General features: G+C 58.7%; 19 protein-coding genes. 9 read left to right on the top strand and 10 right to left on the bottom strand.

The window, feature by feature from the left end:
* Positions 1–28 precede the first annotated feature (28 nt).
* Together ACR0LW_RS12565 and ACR0LW_RS12560 are read right to left on the bottom strand one after the other, a co-directional pair.
* On the bottom strand, positions 29–268 hold the full coding sequence (locus ACR0LW_RS12565) for a DUF6868 family protein (protein ID WP_480882837.1): 240 nt from the start codon (positions 266–268) through the stop codon (positions 29–31).
* A gap of 69 nt (positions 269–337) precedes the next feature.
* Positions 338–1,075 (bottom strand): N-formylglutamate amidohydrolase, encoded by a 738-nt coding sequence (locus ACR0LW_RS12560; RefSeq protein ID WP_480882836.1) that lies wholly within the window; start codon positions 1,073–1,075, stop codon positions 338–340.
* Positions 1,076–1,203: 128 nt separating this feature from the next.
* On the opposite strand from ACR0LW_RS12560, the gene pyk reads away from it, so the two are divergent.
* From pyk to rplT, 5 genes are all read left to right on the top strand, one after another.
* On the top strand, positions 1,204–2,649 hold the full coding sequence (gene pyk / locus ACR0LW_RS12555; protein WP_480585233.1) for a pyruvate kinase: 1,446 nt from the start codon (positions 1,204–1,206) through the stop codon (positions 2,647–2,649).
* 244 nt (positions 2,650–2,893) lie between these two features.
* Positions 2,894–3,331, top strand: a complete 438-nt coding sequence (locus ACR0LW_RS12550) for a universal stress protein (protein WP_170454796.1) — start codon at positions 2,894–2,896, stop codon at positions 3,329–3,331.
* 11 nt (positions 3,332–3,342) lie between these two features.
* On the top strand, positions 3,343–4,893 hold the full coding sequence (locus ACR0LW_RS12545) for an alanine/glycine:cation symporter family protein (protein WP_170520119.1): 1,551 nt from the start codon (positions 3,343–3,345) through the stop codon (positions 4,891–4,893).
* A 182-nt stretch (positions 4,894–5,075) separates the two neighbouring features.
* Positions 5,076–5,276 (top strand): 50S ribosomal protein L35, encoded by a 201-nt coding sequence (gene rpmI / locus ACR0LW_RS12540; protein WP_010443552.1) that lies wholly within the window; start codon positions 5,076–5,078, stop codon positions 5,274–5,276.
* A 14-nt stretch (positions 5,277–5,290) separates the two neighbouring features.
* A complete protein-coding gene (gene rplT / locus ACR0LW_RS12535) occupies positions 5,291–5,656 on the top strand; it encodes a 50S ribosomal protein L20 (protein ID WP_008756009.1) in 366 nt (121 codons plus the stop codon).
* 137 nt (positions 5,657–5,793) lie between these two features.
* Here rplT and ACR0LW_RS12530 read toward each other — a convergent pair whose 3' ends face one another.
* Positions 5,794–6,768, bottom strand: coding sequence for a LysR family transcriptional regulator (locus tag ACR0LW_RS12530; protein WP_480882835.1), 975 nt, complete (start codon positions 6,766–6,768; stop codon positions 5,794–5,796).
* Between ACR0LW_RS12530 and ACR0LW_RS12525 the strand changes: the two genes are divergently transcribed.
* Positions 6,755–7,060 carry a YciI family protein gene (locus ACR0LW_RS12525; protein ID WP_170454790.1) on the top strand — a complete coding sequence of 102 codons (306 nt, stop codon included), beginning with the start codon at positions 6,755–6,757 and terminating at the stop codon, positions 7,058–7,060. The genes ACR0LW_RS12530 and ACR0LW_RS12525 overlap by 14 nt on opposite strands.
* A 137-nt stretch (positions 7,061–7,197) precedes the next feature.
* On the opposite strand, the gene ACR0LW_RS12520 is transcribed toward ACR0LW_RS12525, so the two are convergent.
* Entirely contained in the window at positions 7,198–8,589 is a 1,392-nt protein-coding gene (locus ACR0LW_RS12520) for an aminotransferase class III-fold pyridoxal phosphate-dependent enzyme (protein ID WP_170520125.1), read from the bottom strand.
* Between the two features lie 218 nt (positions 8,590–8,807).
* Between ACR0LW_RS12520 and ACR0LW_RS12515 the strand changes: the two genes are divergently transcribed.
* Positions 8,808–10,433, top strand: coding sequence for an acyl-CoA synthetase (locus ACR0LW_RS12515; protein WP_480882834.1), 1,626 nt, complete (start codon positions 8,808–8,810; stop codon positions 10,431–10,433).
* Here ACR0LW_RS12515 and ACR0LW_RS12510 read toward each other — a convergent pair.
* The 6 genes from ACR0LW_RS12510 to hmgA all read right to left on the bottom strand — a co-directional run bounded on the left by ACR0LW_RS12510 (position 10,430) and on the right by hmgA (position 16,190).
* On the bottom strand, positions 10,430–10,765 hold the full coding sequence (locus ACR0LW_RS12510; RefSeq protein WP_170454785.1) for a DOPA 4,5-dioxygenase family protein: 336 nt from the start codon (positions 10,763–10,765) through the stop codon (positions 10,430–10,432). The genes ACR0LW_RS12515 and ACR0LW_RS12510 overlap by 4 nt on opposite strands.
* Positions 10,766–10,849: 84 nt before the next feature.
* The gene (maiA, locus tag ACR0LW_RS12505) at positions 10,850–11,491 is read right to left on the bottom strand and encodes a maleylacetoacetate isomerase (RefSeq protein WP_480882833.1); all 642 of its coding nucleotides are present in this window, start codon (positions 11,489–11,491) and stop codon (positions 10,850–10,852) included.
* A gap of 24 nt (positions 11,492–11,515) precedes the next feature.
* Entirely contained in the window at positions 11,516–11,713 is a 198-nt protein-coding gene (locus ACR0LW_RS12500) for a DUF2783 domain-containing protein (RefSeq protein ID WP_480708612.1), read from the bottom strand.
* Between the two features lie 5 nt (positions 11,714–11,718).
* Entirely contained in the window at positions 11,719–13,329 is a 1,611-nt protein-coding gene (locus ACR0LW_RS12495; protein WP_480882832.1) for an FAD-dependent oxidoreductase, read from the bottom strand.
* 217 nt (positions 13,330–13,546) lie between these two features.
* Entirely contained in the window at positions 13,547–14,803 is a 1,257-nt protein-coding gene (gene fahA / locus ACR0LW_RS12490; protein ID WP_480882831.1) for a fumarylacetoacetase, read from the bottom strand.
* 31 nt (positions 14,804–14,834) lie between these two features.
* Entirely contained in the window at positions 14,835–16,190 is a 1,356-nt protein-coding gene (hmgA, locus tag ACR0LW_RS12485; protein ID WP_480882830.1) for a homogentisate 1,2-dioxygenase, read from the bottom strand.
* A gap of 57 nt (positions 16,191–16,247) precedes the next feature.
* On the opposite strand from hmgA, the gene ACR0LW_RS12480 reads away from it, so the two are divergent.
* Together ACR0LW_RS12480 and ACR0LW_RS12475 are read left to right on the top strand one after the other, a co-directional pair.
* Positions 16,248–16,700, top strand: a complete 453-nt coding sequence (locus ACR0LW_RS12480) for a MarR family winged helix-turn-helix transcriptional regulator (protein WP_480882829.1) — start codon at positions 16,248–16,250, stop codon at positions 16,698–16,700.
* Positions 16,701–16,761: 61 nt separating this feature from the next.
* Complete coding sequence (locus tag ACR0LW_RS12475; RefSeq protein WP_170454771.1) at positions 16,762–17,994, top strand: adenylate/guanylate cyclase domain-containing protein; 1,233 nt, start codon at positions 16,762–16,764, stop codon at positions 17,992–17,994.
* Positions 17,995–17,999: the final 5 nt, after the last annotated feature.

The following is a 17,999-nucleotide window of genomic DNA, read 5'->3' as shown; positions in this document are numbered from 1 at the left end:
CGGTGGCGATGTTTCAACAAACAGCGTGTCAGACCAGTTTCAGGGCCAGCCATGGGATGATGCAGAAGATCAGGGTGAGGATCTTGTAATTGGCGAGATACCGGAAATACGCCTGTTTCACATCCGCGCGGTCCATCTGGAACATCCGACCGTGAATACCGGCGATCCAGTCCTGCATCAGGACGATCATCATAGTGGTGAACAACAAAATGGCGATATTCAGCACCGCCATCCAGCCAAAGAAGCTTGTCAGGAACTCTTGAGTCATACCTGCCTCCTTTCCTTCATTATATGGGGAGGCAGGATCAGGTGTGGAATACCCGTTGAGGATCTGAGACTAAAGGTCGCTTTCCTCCAGCGCGTCCGTCAGGACAACTGCCAGCCGCTCGGCCCATTCCCGTTGCCCGGCGTTATCTGCGATCAGATCATTGCGCAGCTCGATCAGGGCGTTGGGGCGGCCATGGGTTGTGCAATGCTTGTCAATCGCGTCACCGGGCAGGACCCCGGTATAGGGCTCGTTCACGCCGACGCACAGGTCGTCCTCGGCCCTTAACCGGTCAATCAAAGGACCCGCGAATCGCTCGTCCGGGGTGTGCAGCACGCCAATATGCCAGGGCCTTGGTTCGCGGCCACGCAGTTGGCGGGTGAAGGAATGCATCGACACGACAACCGCATGGGGCAGGGCGGCCAACCGTCCAAGTGCCTCGTGATACGGGCGGTAACACATGTTCAGGCGACGCTCGCGCTCGGCCGCATCGGCGTGGCGGTTGCCCGGGATGATCGAGCCGTCGTACAGCTTCATCAGCAAGGTCGGGTCATCCTCACCCCGGTTCGGGTCGATCACCAGGCGCGAGAAATTGGCGGCGATCACCGGCGCATTCAGGATTTCGCCCAGATGTTTCGATACCTCGTAGGCACCGACATCATAGGCGATGTGACGCTCCATATCTTCACGCGGCAGGCCGAGGTCGCCGTCACCCACGTCGGGCGGAACGGTATTGGTTGCGTGGTCGCAGGTGATCAGCCAGCGGGACGGGCGATCCTCGCCGTGGATAAAGAACGGAGTGTACGTCATAAGCCTGTCATCAAGTTTGCCGCAGGTGTATGGCAGTTGCTTCGGAAAGGGAATTGCGCAATAAGCAGCCAAGGCAATGTTTGCGGTAACATTGCCCTAACACCGTGGGATCGAGGAGAGCAAGACCAATGCGACGCCTTAGAAATGTGAAAATTGTGGCGACGCTGGGACCGGCGTCCAACGACTATGACACCATTCGTGCCCTGCACGAGGCTGGGGCGGATGTGTTTCGCCTGAACATGAGCCACGGCAGCCACGACGAGATCCGCGAACGGCATCGCATTATCCGTCAGGTGGAAAAGGATCTGGACAGCCCGATTGCGATTCTGGCCGACTTGCAGGGCCCCAAACTGCGCGTCGGCGTATTTGCTAATGATGCAGAGGAACTGGAAGAGGGTGCCGCGTTCCGACTGGACCTTGACCCGCAGGCCGGGGATGCGGCCCGTGTCTGCCTGCCGCACCCCGAGATTTTTGCCGCCCTCGAACCCGGCGCGCGGCTGCTGGTCAATGACGGCAAGATTCGCCTGATCGTCAATGATTGTGGGCAGAACTATGCCAATTGCACGGTTGAGATTGGTGGCACAATCTCGAACCGCAAGGGTGTGAACGTTCCCGATGTCGTGCTGCCGCTGGCCGCGTTGTCGGCCAAGGATCGCGACGATCTGGAATTTGTCTGCCAGCTGGGCGTCGACTGGCTGGCGCTCAGCTTTGTTCAGCGCGCCAAGGACGTGTTCGAGGCACGCGCGCTGGCGGATGGCCGTGCCGCGATCCTGTCGAAGATCGAAAAGCCCGCCGCCGTGCAGGCCTTTGACGATATTCTGGATGCCTCGGACGGGATCATGGTCGCGCGTGGCGATCTGGGCGTGGAACTGCCGGTCTCGGCGGTGCCTCCGATCCAGAAACGTCTGGTGCGCAAGTGCCGTGGCGCTGCCAAGCCGGTGATCGTCGCTACCCAGATGCTGGAAAGCATGATCGAAAGCCCGATGCCCACCCGCGCCGAGGTTTCGGATGTGGCGACCGCAATCTATGAGGGGACGGACGCAATCATGCTGAGCGCGGAATCCGCCGCAGGCTCGTATCCGATCGAAGCGGTTCAGACCATGAACAAGGTCGCCATCGAGGTCGAGGCCGACCCGACCTATGTGCAGATCATTGCCGCCTCGCGCACGGCCAAGGGCACGACCGTTGCGGATGGCATTGTCGCAGCTGCCCGCGAAATCGCCGAGAAAACGGACATCAAGGCGATCTGCTGCTTTACCCAAAGTGGCACCACAGCCTCATTGACCGCGCGCGAGCGACCCGGTGTGCCGATCATTGCCATGACATCCCAGATGGGCACGGCGCGCAGGCTGTGCCTGAGCTGGGGCTGCAATTGTGTGATGACGCCCGAGTTGCAACGGTTCAAGGGGGCCGTGGTCAACGCCGCACGCGCCGCGCGGGCCGGCGGGTTTGCAACGGAGAGCGACCAGATCGTCGTAACCGCCGGTGTGCCCTTTAACGTCCCCGGCACGACAAACATCCTGCGGGTTGCACCATGTGACGAACGGCTGATCTACAGCACCGATCCCGAATAAGCCCGATACAAATCAGCCCCTCAACCCGCCCCGCATCATGCCGGGCGGGCTTGTTTCACCACGCGAATATCGCTGATTTTTAAGCGAAATTTGACCGCTTGGGGCGAATTTTGCAGAATAGATTTCATTTTCTGATGGAAATTTCGGATAAAGACCCTATGGGCAGTCAAATTCACAAGTTCCAAGTTCCGGCTGCTCTGCCGGGGGCACGGGCCCCGGATAACAACGAAAACGGAGGAACGAGATGACAGCGAAAATTGTCATAGGACTGGACGGGACAGAAACCGGAGAGCGCGCATTGGCCTTCGCCAAAGACCTGGCGGAACGGCTGAATACGTGCGAGCTTTTGGTCGCTTATGTGATCGAATGGTCCCCGTACACATTCCAAACCCCTGAAGAAAACGCACAACGCCACAAACGGCGCGAGGAAGAGGTCGAGCTGGCAACAACCCGCATCGTGACCCCTGCTGTGGACGCGTTGAATGCGGCCGGATTCCAGGCGCATGGCGTCGTGCGGCACGGAGACGTGGCCGAGACGCTGAACAAGATCACTGTCGAAAACGGCGGATCGCAGATTGTGGTTGGCCGCGCTTCGGCTGACGGCATCAAGAAGCGGCTGTTTGGCAGCGCCACGCAGAATCTGGTGATGCATGCCGACGTGCCAGTCACCGTTGTGAACTAAGGGGGTAGAAAATGAAAACCTTCAAATATCTCAGTCTTCTTGTCGTATCGATGCTGGTGGCAGGTGCGGCAACGGCCCAAGAGGCGCCGGGTCTGGACGACAAGATCAATCAGGCCTTCGCCGATGCGACCGGGCCGTTTGTCAGCTTTATCTTTGCGCCGTTCCCGGGAACCGGGTTCCCGTGGATCGTCGGCTGGCTGGTGGTCGCGGCGACCGTGTTCACGCTTTATTTTGCCTTTGTTCAGTTTCGGTTCTTCGGACACTCTATCAGCCTGGTCAAAGGCGACTATTCCGACCCGAACGATGCGGGTGAGGTCAGCCACTTTCAGGCTCTGGCCACAGCCCTGTCGGGTACGGTCGGTCTGGGCAACATCGCCGGTGTGGCCGTTGCCATTGGGATCGGCGGACCGGGCGCGACCTTCTGGATGATCGTCGCGGGCCTTTTGGGCATGGCGTCGAAATTCACCGAATGTACGCTGGGTGTGAAATACCGCAACGAATACGAAGACGGCACCGTTTCGGGTGGTCCGATGTACTATATGTCCAAGGGCTTTGCCGAACTGGGCCTGCCGGGTGGTAAGATTCTGGCGGTTCTGTTCTCGATCTTCTGTATCCTTGGCGCGCTGGGCGGGGGCAACATGTTCCAGGCCAATCAGGCGCATCAGCAAATTGCAGGCATCGTCGGGGACTATCCGGGCTGGATCACCGGTCTGGTCTTTGCGGCCATCGTCTTTGCGGTGATCGTGGGCGGCCTGAAATCCATCGCGCGCGTGACCGAAAAGGTCGTTCCCTTCATGGGTGTCATGTATGTGCTGGCCGCATTGGTCATCATCATCATGCACGCGGATCAGATCGGCTGGGCCTTTGGCCAGATTTTTGCTGGCGCCTTCACGGGCCTCGGTGTTGCTGGCGGCATGGTTGGCGCGCTGATCCAGGGCTTCCGCCGTGCGGCGTTCTCGAACGAAGCAGGCGTTGGCTCGGCCGCGATTGCACACTCGGCGGTGCGGACCAAGGAACCGATCACCGAAGGCTTCGTGTCGCTGCTTGAGCCGTTCATCGATACCGTCGTGATCTGTACCATGACGGCGCTGGTGATCATCATCACCCAGCAGCTGATCGTTGATCCGGCAACCGGCAACTACATGCTGAACGAGGCAGGCAATGCCATCGCCACCGTCGACGGCAACTCGGGCGTCAGCCTGACTTCGGCGGCCTTCGGCAGCGCCTTCAGCTGGTTCCCGTTCATCCTGGCGATTGCCGTGGTGCTGTTCGCCTTCTCGACCATGATCAGCTGGTCCTACTATGGCCTCAAGGCCTGGACCTATCTGTTCGGCGAAGGTCACACCAAGGAACTGGTGTTCAAGATCATCTTCTGCATCTTCGTGGTGATCGGTGCGGCGGCCAATCTTGGCCCGGTCATCGACTTCTCGGATGCGGCGATCTTTGCCATGGCGGTTGTGAACGTCTTTGCGCTGTACTTCCTGATGAAAGTGGTGCGTCAGGAACTGGCGTCCTACGCAGAACGTTTGAAAAGCGGCGAGATCCGCAAATTCGAACACTGACCCAACGACCGGGGCGGCCTTTGTCGCCCCGGTACGCTGCCAGCCTGCGAAAATCGCAGATTCTGGCCCGAACCCCCTTGCCAGTATGACCGAACTTGCGTAAACGGCGCTTCTGATCGCGTGACCGGCCGAGATGGCATGCCGAGTCGCGTCTGAAACCGAACCCGAAAAAGGAGACGGAAATGCCTAAGATGAAGACCAAGTCGAGCGCCAAAAAGCGCTTCAAGGTGACTGCGACCGGTAAGGTCCTTGCTGGCCAGGCCGGCAAACGGCACGGCATGATCAAGCGGACCAAGAAATTCATCCGCGACGCCCGTGGCAACACCACCCTGTCCGCCCCCGACGCCAAGATCGTCAAGGGCTACATGCCCTACGATCGCTAAGAGGAGATTAAGAGATGTCCCGCGTTAAAGGTGGAACCGTAACTCACGCCCGTCACAAGAAGGTCATCAAGGCCGCCAAAGGTTACTATGGCCGCCGCAAGAGCACCTTCAAGGTTGCCCGTCAGGCCGTCGACAAGGCCAACCAGTACGCAACCCGCGACCGCAAGAACCGCAAGCGCAACTTCCGCGCGCTTTGGATTCAGCGTATCAACGCGGCTGTGCGTTCGCATGACGAGGCTCTGACCTATTCCCGCTTCATCAACGGCCTGAACCTGGCCGGTATCGAAGTGGACCGCAAAGTTCTGGCCGACCTGGCCGTGCACGAACCGGAAGCGTTCGGCGCGATCGTTGCCAAAGCACAGGCCGCTCTGGCTGCCTGATCCTCTGAAAAGAGACAGTGAAAAAAGGGCCGTCCCATTTGGGGCGGCTTTTTTGTTTTAGGTAGGAGGGATGTCGGTTTCGAGCCCAACGTGACACATGCTTCGCCTTGCATGAATGGCCGCTTTTGAACCGTGCGTCATTGCCAGTTCAGACCAATCAACCACTCTTTGGCTGCTGTAAACGACGCTCTTAATGTCTGATCCGCATGCGACAACATCCAAACTTCCCTTCTCGGAAGCTTGGCGCAGTTTTTTGGCTCGATTACTCGAAATCTTGAATCGGACAATACGATTGCTCTTGGAAGTAGCGTTTTTCCAATTCCCGCCGCTACGGCCTGAATCGCCGTCTCAACGTCCATTACTCGCAAACCCGCACGCAGGTGTTCTGACCTCGCGGTCCTTTCAAGCCAACGCGCCTGCGGCAGGCGAGAATGTGCCTCGTCGTAGGTGATCCAACCCAATTTCGCACATTGCTCCGGTGAGACAAAACTTGCAGCACAGGCAACGAATGAAATCTCGCCCAGCTTTTGCGCTTTGGTGCGTAGACCCCCATCAGATGGACGTGCAAAGCGAACTGATAGATCGGCCTCACGCTTGGACAAGTTCAGATTGTCCGCACGCGGAACAAGCTCGACGCTGAGGTCTGGATGGAGGCGGGTCAAAAGAGGAAGATGAGGCACCAGAAAACGGTTCACGATAACAGGCACCGCGCTCAGACGTACGGAACCGGTAACCTTGTTTGTGCTTTCGCCTGAAATTGCGCTTATCGCAGCGTGACTCGTCTCGATTTTCTCGGCGTGTGACAGAATGCGCAACGCAGCGTCCGTCGGTTCGAACCGCCCATTTGCGCTACGCAAGAAAAGGGTCGTAGCCAAAGCCTCTTCAAGCGTTTTTATTCGGCGTGCTACCGTTGTATCGCTGACGCCAACCGTCCGCCCTGCTTCGGTCAGTTTTCCTTCGCGATGAAGCGCCAAAAGATACTTTAGATCATTCCAATCATGACTCTGCATTTTTGCAGAGTAAATCTCCAGTATTACTGACTCAATCTTCGATTTCGATGTGGCAACTATGATTTCACAAATCTGTAGGAGAAAACAATTGAAGTTCATCATCCTGTTTGAAGACGCACCAGACGCTGATCCTGATATCCGCAAAACGCACATGGTTAAGCACCTCGATTTCCTTGAGCAGAACGCAGACAAGATCGAGGCTGCTGGCCCTTTGTCCGACGCCGAAGGTCAAGGGCGCGACGGTTTATGGATTGTGGAAGCAGGCACAGAGGACGAAGTCGATCAACTGGTGCATGATGACCCGTTCTGGCCGACTGGTCTCAGGAAATCGTATTCGATCATAAAATGGAAACAGGTCTATGTTGACGGTGCGCGGTTGATCCATCCGAGCTGAGGCTTAAGCGCTTAAAAAGCGTATAGTAAACATTGGCGTAGCCACAGCGAAAGCTCACTTTGTCCGCATATCGGCCATCAAAACAAAAAAACCGGCGCAGTGGGCGCCGGTTTTCATCGTTGCTTTGCAGCGGTATCTTACCCGAACACACGCCCCAGTGCGCCGTCAACGGCGTCGGTGATCTGGTCGATGTCGTCTGGCGTCGCGATCAGTGCGGGCGAGAAGCACAGGGTGTTGTTGCGGCTCGGGATCGAGCGGTTGGTGACGCCGATGATCACTCCCTGTGCCATGCAGTCGGCTACAACGGCCTGAGCCAACTTCTCGTCCACCGGCTCTTTCGATCCACGATCCGCGACCAATTCAGCGCCCAGGAACAGACCCTTACCGCGCACGTCGCCGATGACTTTGTGCTTTTCCATCAGTGCCTGAAGGTTGCCCATCATCCGGTCGCCCATGGCAGAACAGTTGCCCAGCAGGTTCTCATCCTGAATGATCCGCATGTTCTCGATCGCGGCCGCCGGACCCGCAGTGCAGCCACCAAAGGTCGAGATATCGCGGAAGTAGTTCATCGGGTCCGAGGCATCATCTTTGAACATATCAAAGACTTCCTCGGTAGTGACCATGCAGGCAATCGCCGCATAGCCTGAGGCGACACCCTTTGCCATGGTCACGAAGTCCGGCTTGATGCCATATTGTTGATAGCCGAACCAGGTGCCGGTGCGGCCCACGCCGCAGACCACCTCATCGATATGCAGCAGCACGTCGTATTTCTTGCAGATTTCCTGCACGCGCGGCCAGTAGCCCTCGGGCGCTTCGATCACGCCGCCTCCAGCGGTTACCGGCTCAAGGCACAGGGCACCCACTGTGTCGGGACCTTCGCGCAGAATGACCTCTTCGATCTGATTGGCAGCCCATTCGCCGAAATTCTCTTCGGGCGCGCCATCCAACTCATGCTTGCGGTATTCCATGCAATGGGGCACACGCACGAAATCGGGTGCGAAAGGACCGTATTGCGCCGTACGTTCGTCCTGACCGCCCGCCGACATGGTTGCCAGGGTCGAGCCGTGATAGTCGCGATCGCGATACAAGATTTTGGTCTTCTTGCCGCCATAACGCTTGTGGGCGATCTGACGAACTATCTTGAAGGCTTTCTCGTTCGCTTCCGAGCCCGAGTTGGTGTAATATACGCGGCTCATGCCGGGCATCTTGTCGATCAGGTTTTCGGCAAAGATCGACCCGGGAATCGAGCCCGCCGAGTTCGCGAAATAGCACAGCTTCATCAGCTGATCGTAAACCGCTTTCGCGATGGACTCGCGGCCATAGCCGACGTTGACTGTCCAGACCCCGCCTGAAACAGCGTCCAAGTGTTCTTTACCCTTCTGATCCCAGACACGCATGCCTTTGCCCTCGACAATGATGCGTGGATCACTTGTTTCCAGTGGCTTATGCTGGAACAGGTGATGCCAGATATGGGCGCGGTCGGCTTCGACGACGCGGGAGAGATCGTTTTCGTTGAACGTGCCGTCCATGACATGTCCTTTCAATGAAGTGCTTCGCGCGGGACACAGGCGTCCACGCCCGGTCGGTTGTTTGAGATGCTCTAGATCACCGCGAATGGCCAGTTTGAGATAGGGCCAGATCATATCATACCTTATTGCCAGACGGGATCGGTGTCGTAGTTTTACGGATTTGTCAGGATGGCGACTTTGTGATCAAGTCGCCCAAACGGTTTATGGGGAGATAGCCGATGTCAGCCAGCATCTATGACGATCATCTGGACAAGTGCCGAGCGAACTACACGCCCTTGTCACCGCTGAGCTTTATCGAACGCACCGCGCAGGTTTACCCCGATTACCCCTCGGTTGTGTATGGCGAACGGCGCTATACATGGGTCGAAACCTATGCACGTTGCCGCCGTCTGGCGGGTGCGCTGTCCGCGCGGGGGATCGGGCGCGGGGATACCGTGTCGATCATCGCGGCCAATATCCCCGAGCTTTACGAGGCGCATTTTGCCATCCCCATGGCTGGCGCGGTTCTGAACGCGATCAATACGCGGCTGGATGCGGCCATCATCGCCTTCATCCTAAACCATGCCGAGGCGAAGGTGCTGCTGGTCGATCCTGAATTCTCGGCTGTGGTCAAAGAGGCGTTGCAGCAGGTCGATCACGATCTACTGGTCGTGGACATTGAAGACCCAAGTTTCGAGGGCGGCACGCGCCTGAGTGATCTGACCTATGACACTCTGCTATCCGAAGGCGACCCGGAATTCGACTGGTCCCTGCCAGCCGATGAATGGGATGCGATCACGCTGAACTACACTTCGGGCACGACGGGCAATCCGAAAGGCGTCGTCTACCATCACCGGGGGGCGGCGCTGAACGCGCAGTCGGACCTGCTGGACTGGGATATGCCCAAGCATTCGGTCTATCTTTGGACCCTGCCAATGTTTCACTGCAACGGCTGGTGCTTCCCCTGGGCGATGGCGGCCAACGCAGGTGTGTCGATCTGCCTGCGCGCGGTACGGGCCGAGCCGATTTATGCCGCATTCCGGGACGAGAAAGTGACCCATTTCTGCGGTGCGCCGATTGTGCTGAACATGCTGGCCCACGCGCCGGATCATCTGAAGGACTTCGAGCACCAGATCAAGGTGATGACCGCAGGCGCCCCGCCGCCCGCCGCCGTGATCGAAGCGATGGAGGCGATGGGCGTCGAGGTGACACATGTCTACGGTCTGACGGAAACCTACGGCCCCTCGGTCGTCTGTGCGTGGAAAGAGGAATGGAATGACAAAAGCCCCGAGGATCGCGCGGTTCTGAAAGTGCGGCAGGGGGTGCGCTATACCGCGCTGTCCGGGCTGATGGTTGCTGACCCCGATACCTTGCAGCCGGTGCCTTCTGATGGCGAGACGATGGGTGAGATATTCATGCAGGGCAATGTGGTGATGAAGGGGTATGTGAAAAATCCCGACGCCACCGACGCGGCCTTCAACGGCGGATGGTTTGCCTCAGGCGATTTGGGGGTGATGCATCCGGATGGCTATATCGCCATCAAGGACCGGTCCAAAGATATCATCATTTCGGGGGGCGAAAATATCTCGTCCGTCGAAGTGGAAGGCATCCTGTACAAGCATCCGGCGGTGATGGAGGCCGCCGTGGTGGCCCGCCCCGATGCCAAATGGGGCGAAACGCCGTGTGCCTTTGTGGAACTCAAACCCGACACATCCGCGACCGAGGCCGAGTTGATTGCGTTCTGCCGGGACAACATGGCCCATTTCAAAGCGCCCAAGACAGTGGTGTTCGGCGCATTGCCCAAGACATCCACCGGCAAGATCCAGAAATTCGTATTGCGGGATCAGGCGCGCGCGTTGGGTTAGGCTTTGTCGAAAATCGACAGGTCCAGTTCCAACAGCTCTCCCATCCAAAACGCATGGTCGCGGTGATCGGCCAGGTGATCTCCGGTTTCGGGATGGGTGAATACGGTCAGGCCTTGCCGGTTGAGCATCAGCCACGGGATGACCTGATCGAACGCGTCGGCGGCAAAGCCCAACTGGCAACTCCAGCGGGGGTGCGGGCCAACATTGCGGGCGTGCATGCGGCCCTTCTGCACGGGGAACAGGCGCGCGGCCTCTTCGCAGATGCGCTGGGCGGTGTCTTGCGTCTGCGCGTCGAAATAGACATGCGCGTGATAGCCGGTGATCTCGGACATTGCGACCTCGTTCTTGACGGATTGCGTCAAGGTATGAGCGCGCCGAGAGGATTGATACCCGTACGCACACACAGAATATGTGCGCTATGTTTCGGGCTGGTGCTGGTCCGGGTGTGCGGCCTGAAAAGCCGGAAGGGTTGCGCAGGCGGCCTCGACATCCAGCAGGTGTGGCATATCCGACAGATCCACCTGCCAGCGGCGCGCGTTGTATAGCTGTGGGATCAGGCACAGATCAGCCAGCCCGGGTCGGGATCCGGTGCAATAAGGGGCTTGCTGGAACCCGCCCAGCAGAGTCTCAAACGCCAGCAGACCAGGCCGGATAAATCGTTTCATCCAATCGCCCGGCATACCGTCGATGCCGCCTCTGAGTTGCGTGGCGTACTGTGCCACGGACAGGTTGCAGACCGGATGAATATCGATGGCAATGCTGTGCGCCAATGCTTGCGCCTTGGCACGCTCGGCCGGGTCGTCAGGCAAGAGGCGCAGCCCACGGGTCTGATCCAGATACTCGATAATGGCCAGTGACTGGGTCAGACGTGTGCCATCAATCTCGAGTACAGGTACAAGCCCTTGCGGGTTGCGGGCCAGATGGGTGTCCGAGCGCTGCTCGGCGCTGGTCAAATCAACCGAAACGGCACGGTAGGCTATCCCGGCGAGGTTCAGGGCGATCCGCACGCGGTAACTGGCCGAGGACCGCCAGTAGTCATAAAGAACAGTGCCAGTCACGCGGATCCCCCAATAAGCGGCTTGTCAGGCCCCTTTGAGCGTTGCCGCCCGAATTGCCTGCGACAGCACTGTGCCATCACCGATATGATTGGCCAAGACCAACACCAGCCGTGCATTCAGCGCGTCGCTGGCTGCCTTGTCCAGACCGTCATGGGCGGCCAGAAGATCGGCATAGAACGCATCCGGGTCGTCAAGGTTCGGGGTCAGGGTTACATCCGTCATCTTGCTTAATCCTTACCACAGGCGCGGCGAATGGCCTGCCGGAATGCGTTTTCTTCGAAACTGTCGCGGCGCGCAGCGATGTGCTGATCGGGGCGGATCAGATAAACCGCGCCGGTCGCATTGCCCAGAAAGGCGCGTTTCAGCGCCAGCGACGGATCGTCTTTGACCGACAGTGCCAGACGCGTGACCTCGATCCCGTCTACTTCGAGTGTCTCGGGCGCTTCGGCATCAATCGTCAGCAGAGTGAATCCGTCGGTTAGTTTTGGCAGCAAGAACTCATCGCCCAACGGCACATCCGGACAGGCAGAGCCCGGACGGGTAAGCGCTGGCCCATCCAACGCATCGGCCGAGTTCAGCGCGGACCCGTCATAAGTGCACGGCTGGCTCAAACGGCCTGAATTCACCAGCGGGCGTGCGAAGTCATAGACCTCGCTCAGGTCCAGCACGGCATCGCGCAACAGGCGGGACATGTCGGACTTGGGCGTGATGAATTCCGTGGACTGGCTGGATTTGCGCAGGTTTTCATCAGCGCCCTGCGCCCGTTCACCAACATAGCTGTCCAGCAGGGTTTCGGGGGCCTTGCCGTCCATCACAAGTTTCAGTTTCCAGCACAGGTTGTCGATATCCTGAATGCCGGAATTGGCGCCCATCGCGCCAAACGGGCTGACTTGATGCGCGCTGTCACCGGCAAACAGAACCCGATCTTTGCGGAAACTCTCCATCCGGCGGCACTGGAACGTGTAGATCGAGACCCATTCAAGCTGAAATTCAACGTCATCCCCCAACATCGCCTTCAGGCGTGGGATCACGTTTTCGGGGCGTTTTTCTGTTTCGGGATCAATGTCGTTGCCCAATTGCAGATCGATCCGCCAGACATTGTCTGGCTGCTTGTGCAACAGTGCGGATTGGCCCCGGTTGAACGGTGGGTCAAACCAGAACCAACGCTCGGACGGGAAATCAGCCTCCATGATCACATCGGCGATCAGGAAGTTATCCTCGAACACGCGCCCGTCGAAATCGATGCCCAGCATCTGCCGGGTCGGAGATTTGGCCCCGTCGCAGGCAATCAGCCAGTCGGCCTCGACAACATAGGGGCCTTCGGGCGTTGCGACTTCCAGCCGGACGTGATCGTCATGGGTGCCAATGGCCTCGACCTTGTTGCCGCCCCGCAGGTCGATCGGCGCGCCGCTGGCCTGCAGGTCGCGCACGCGCGCCACAAGGAACTCTTCCAGATAATATTGCTGCAGGTTGATAAAGGCGGGGTTGGCCGCGCCTTTTTCGGGTTGGACGTCGAAGGTATAAACCTCGCGCGTGTCAAAGAAGACCTTGCCCTGATCCCATTGCACGCCCTTGTCCAAAATCGGGCGCGCACATCCCAGCCGGTTGGCGATATCCAGGGTGCGCTGCGAGAAACAGATGGCGCGGCTGCCGAAACTGACCTTGTCGTTTTCGTCCAGAACCACAACTTCGACGCCATGTTGCGCCAGATCGATGGCGGCGGCCAACCCGACCGGACCCGCCCCGATCACGATAACCTTGTGACGGGTCGGAACAGCGGAATCCTGGTCCGAACTGCGCTCATAGGCATAAAGCGGAAAGTCGAATATCTTGTTCATGGGCAACCCCCAATCCTGATCTGTCGATGACCCGCGCCGTGACTGTTGCTGGCGGGTATTGGGGGCATCGTCTCATCGATTCTGGTGGCGCAAAACGATCTGGATCAAATGCGGCGGAATGCCCCGGGTCGTGTCGCGAGGTCCCGCGCCGAGTTGCCGGTGGCGCATGTCGGACGCCTCCGGCGGGAGTATTTTTGAAAAGATGAAGCCTGCAGCGTTATGTTTTGTAAGGGTTTTCCAGAGCGGGCAGAACGGTGCCGGTGCAATCCCCGAAGCCGATTGTGAACCCGTCCCCCTTGGCGCTGCCTTTCAAAGTCAGCGTGTCGCCGTCTTCGATAAAGGATCGGGTTTCTCCGGTGTCCAGCGTCATGGGCTCTTTTCCGCCCCAGCTTAGCTCCAGCAGCGAGCCGCGATTTTCCTTTTCGGGGCCCGAGATCGTGCCGGATCCCAGCAGATCACCTGTGTTCATCGGGCAGCCCGAGGTCGTGTGATGCGCCAGTTGCTGCGCGGCGGAGTAGTACATTTCGTTATAGTTGGTCCGCGCGATGGTGGTTGCGGTCTGACCTTCGGGCGCAAGCGTGACCTCAAGATCCAGATCGTACAGCATCGGGCCGCAGTCCTTCAGGTGATCCAGCAGTTCGAACTCGCGCTCCGGCGTGTCGCATCGGAATGGTTCCAGCGCGGCTTTGGTGACAATCCATGGGCTGATCGAGGTGGCCGTGGCCTTGGCCTGAAAGGGACCGAGGGGCTGATACTCCCACGCCTGAATATCGCGCGCCGACCAGTCGTTCAGCAGGACGTAGCCGAAGATATGATCATCCGCCTGCTGGACCGAGATCGGGCCGTCGGATGGCGTGCCGATAATGGCGCCCATCTCCAGCTCGATATCAAAGCGGCGGCTGGGCAGGAAAGCGGGCAACTCCTGATCGGGGGATTTCAACTGGCCCCACGGGCGACGTATGTCTGTGCCCGAGACCACCACGGATGAAGCACGGCCGTTATACCCGATGGGCAGGTGCAGCCAGTTCGGCGGCAGCGCGTTTTCCGGCCCCCGGAACATGGTGCCGACGTTGAAGGCGTGGTGGCGGCCCGCGTAGAAATCGGTGTATTCGCTGACTGCGAAGGGCATATGCAGTTCAGCGTCGGCCTGTGCGACCAGCAGCGGTTCGACGACGCCCTGTTCCTGTGAACCCTCGGACAACAAATCCACCAGACGGTTACGCAGCGCGGTCCAGACAGCGGGGCCTTGTTCCATCAAAGGGTTCCAAAAGGGCAGGTCGAACAGAGGCTCATCGCTCAACGCGATCAACCCTTCGTGCTCAGCCGTTGTGATGTCGAAGATCATATCGCCGATGGCAACGCCGCAGCGGGGCTCGTCTTCGCCCACCGAAAACACCCCATAGGGCAGGTTGTTCTGCGGAAACGGGTGGGACGGATCGTTGGCCGAAGCCACCCAGGATTTCATCAATGGCATGTTGTCTCCAAATGTCTGACCCGAAACCGGGTTACTTCTTGCCCGGCGTTCCGTCGAATTTCTTTTCCAGCGAGGTCCAGCAATCGATGTAGTCATCCTGCAATGGGGCCTGTTTGGCTGCAAATTCGGTCAGATGTTGCGGGAAGCGTGTTTCGAACATGAAGGACATGGTGTGATCCAGCTTGTCCGGCCCCAGATTGGCGTTCGAGGCTTTGTCGAATGCCTCGCGATCCGGTCCGTGCGGGATCATCATGTTGTGCAGGCTCATCCCGCCGGGGACGAAGCCCTGCGGTTTGGCGTCGTACTGGCCGTAGATGTTGCCCATAAGCTCTGACATGATGTTCTTGTGGTACCAGGGCGGGCGAAACGTATCTTCGGCCACCATCCAGCGTTCGCGGAACAGGACAAAGTCGATATTGGCCGTACCGGGCTGGCCCGAAGGCGCGGTCAGGACGGTAAAGATCGAAGGGTCCGGGTGGTCAAACAGGATGGCTCCAACCGGGCAGTAGGTACGCAGATCGTATTTGTAGGGCGCGTAATTGCCATGCCACGCCACTACGTCCAGCGGGCTGTGACCGATCCGGGTCACATGGAACTGTCCGCACCATTTGATGGTCACGGTCGAGGGCGTTTCGCGATCCTCAAACGCAGCGACCGGGGCTTTGAAGTCACGCGGATTGGCCATGCAGTTGGCTCCGATTGGCCCGCGCCCCGGCAGTTCGAACTTTTGACCATAGTTTTCGCACACAAAGCCACGTGCCGGACCTTCCAGCACCTCGACCCGATACAGCAGGCCGCGCGGCAGGATGGCGATTTCCTTGGGTTCCAGATCGATGATCCCCAATTCGGTCGCAAAGCGCAGGCGGCCTTCCTGCGGTACCACCAAAAGCTCGGAATCGGCCGAGAAGAAATATTCATCCACCATCGACTCGGTCACCAGATAGATATGGCTGGCCATGCCGACCTGCGTGTTCACATCGCCTGCGGTGGTCATCGTGTGCATCCCGGTCAGCCAGGTCAGGCCCTGTTCAGAATGCGGAACCGGGTCCCAGCGGTACTGGCCCAGGCTGATTACATCAGGATCGATGCAGGGGGCCGATTTCCAGTACGGCAGGTCAATCTTCTCATACCGGTGCGAGTGTTTGACCGATGGCCGAATGCGGTAGCACCACGTCCGCTCGGGCGGGTTGGCGGTGAAGGCGGTGCCACTGAGCTGCTCGCCGTAAAGGCCATAGTTGCAGCGCTGCGGGCTGTTCATGCCCTGGGGCAGCGCGTCGGGCAGTGCCTCGGTCTCAAAGTCGTTTCCAAAGCCGGGCATATAGCCCGAATGCGTGCCAACCGGCGTGCTGGCCTGGGTCAGGCGGTGTGGATCAGTCGGACGATTCATCGCGTGTTCCTCCGTTTGCTGCTTGTCGGATAATAGTTGATTTTGTAACTAACAAGAATGACAAACGATGATTTCAACAAAAAACATGCCTTTGATCTGCAGAATTTCCTGCCCTTCCTGCTGAATCAGGCGGCCGAAGAGGCCTCGTTGGATTTTCAGAAGATCTACAAGGGTCGGTATGGGATGCTGCGCACCGAATGGCGGGTTCTGTTTCACTTGGGAATGTTTGGCACTTTGACCGCCAAGGACATCGGGGATCGCGCCAAGCTGCATAAAACCAAAATCAGCCGCGCCGTTGGGAAACTGGAAGCCCGGCGCTATCTGAAACGGACGCGGGATGAGCAGGACAGGCGCGTGGAATGGCTGACGCTGACGCCGATGGGCGAAACGGTATATCGCGAACTCAGCGGGATTGCCCGGGAATACGATGCCAGGCTGGCCGGCCCATTCGATGCGGCCGAAACCGCCCTGTTGCGTAAAATGCTCAGGCGGCTGGCCGGAATGGATTGACCTCTGGTACTATCGCATGACCGACCACCATCTGTGGCACAGAGCTAACACGGATTTTCATATGACCATTTCTGAACGCCTGTCGCCAGCGACATACGAATTGATCGACTGGCTTGTCACCAAGGGCCTTGAAGGGGCCGGACAGGAAGAACTGCTTGAAGGGTTTTGCAATGGGTTGATCGATCAGGGCCTGCCCCTGATGCGCTTTCATGCGGCCCAGTCGACACTGCACCCCGTCTATGGCGGGATGGGGTATAGCTGGTATCGCGCCAAGGGCGGCACATCCGAGAAGTTCGAGAACTCGGACACCCCCAGCGAAGAATGGCTGCGCAGCCCCTTATACGCCCTGCTGGAAGAGGATATCGAGGACATTCGCGTTCGGCTGGTCGATCAGAACGAACCCAGCCGCTTCCCGTTGCTGAATGATCTGCGGGAAGAGGGGGCGACGGACTACTACGCAACCGGCATTCCCTTTGAAAAGACCGAGATGCGGAACACCGGGGCGCAGAAGGTCAGTGATGGCGTGTTGATGTCCTGGACCAGTGACGCGCCAACCGGGTTTGAAGACAGGGATATCGAACATCTTCACGCGATATTGCCGCATCTGGGGCTGGCGCTGAAATCCGCCAGAAATCAAATGATGTCGCGGGACCTGCTGCGTGTCTATCTGGGACGCGACGCGGGTCAGCGGGTCCTGTCGGGCGAAATCCGGCGCGGGTCTTTGCAGCAGATCGATGCGGTAATCTGGAACTTTGATCTTGAAGGTTTCACCACCCTGTCCGAGGACCTGCCGGGAACCGAGATTATCGACATGCTGAACGACTACCTGGCCGTGGCGGTCAGTGTTGTGCATGACTGCGGCGGCAATATTCTGAAGTTCATGGGCGACGGGCTGATGGCGATGTTCGATGTTGGCGAGATTGACGAGGACGCCCGTGCGGCGTTGTCAGCCGTGCCTTTGTTGCAAAAGCGGATGGATGAGTTGAAAGCGCGCCGTGCCGCAGATGGGCTGCCCGTGGCGAATTACACTCTGGCGTTGCATTCAGGAGAAATCCTCTACGGCAATATCGGCTCGGAAACCCGTCTGGATTTCACGGTGATCGGCCCGGCCGTCAATCAGGCGGCCCGGATCGCCGGGATGCACAGGTCGCTGGGGCAGCGGATCCTGATCTCGGACGATGTCGCCCGCGCGGCGGGGTCCTGCCAACAGGAACTGATCTCGGTCGGGCGCTACATGCTGCGGGGCGTGAACGAACCGAAAGAGCTGTTCACGGTGTACGGTCCGGTCGATTGAGGCTT

Source organism: Ruegeria sp. N4 (genome assembly GCF_056531425.1).
This window is presented reverse-complemented; position numbering and strand designations above follow the sequence as displayed.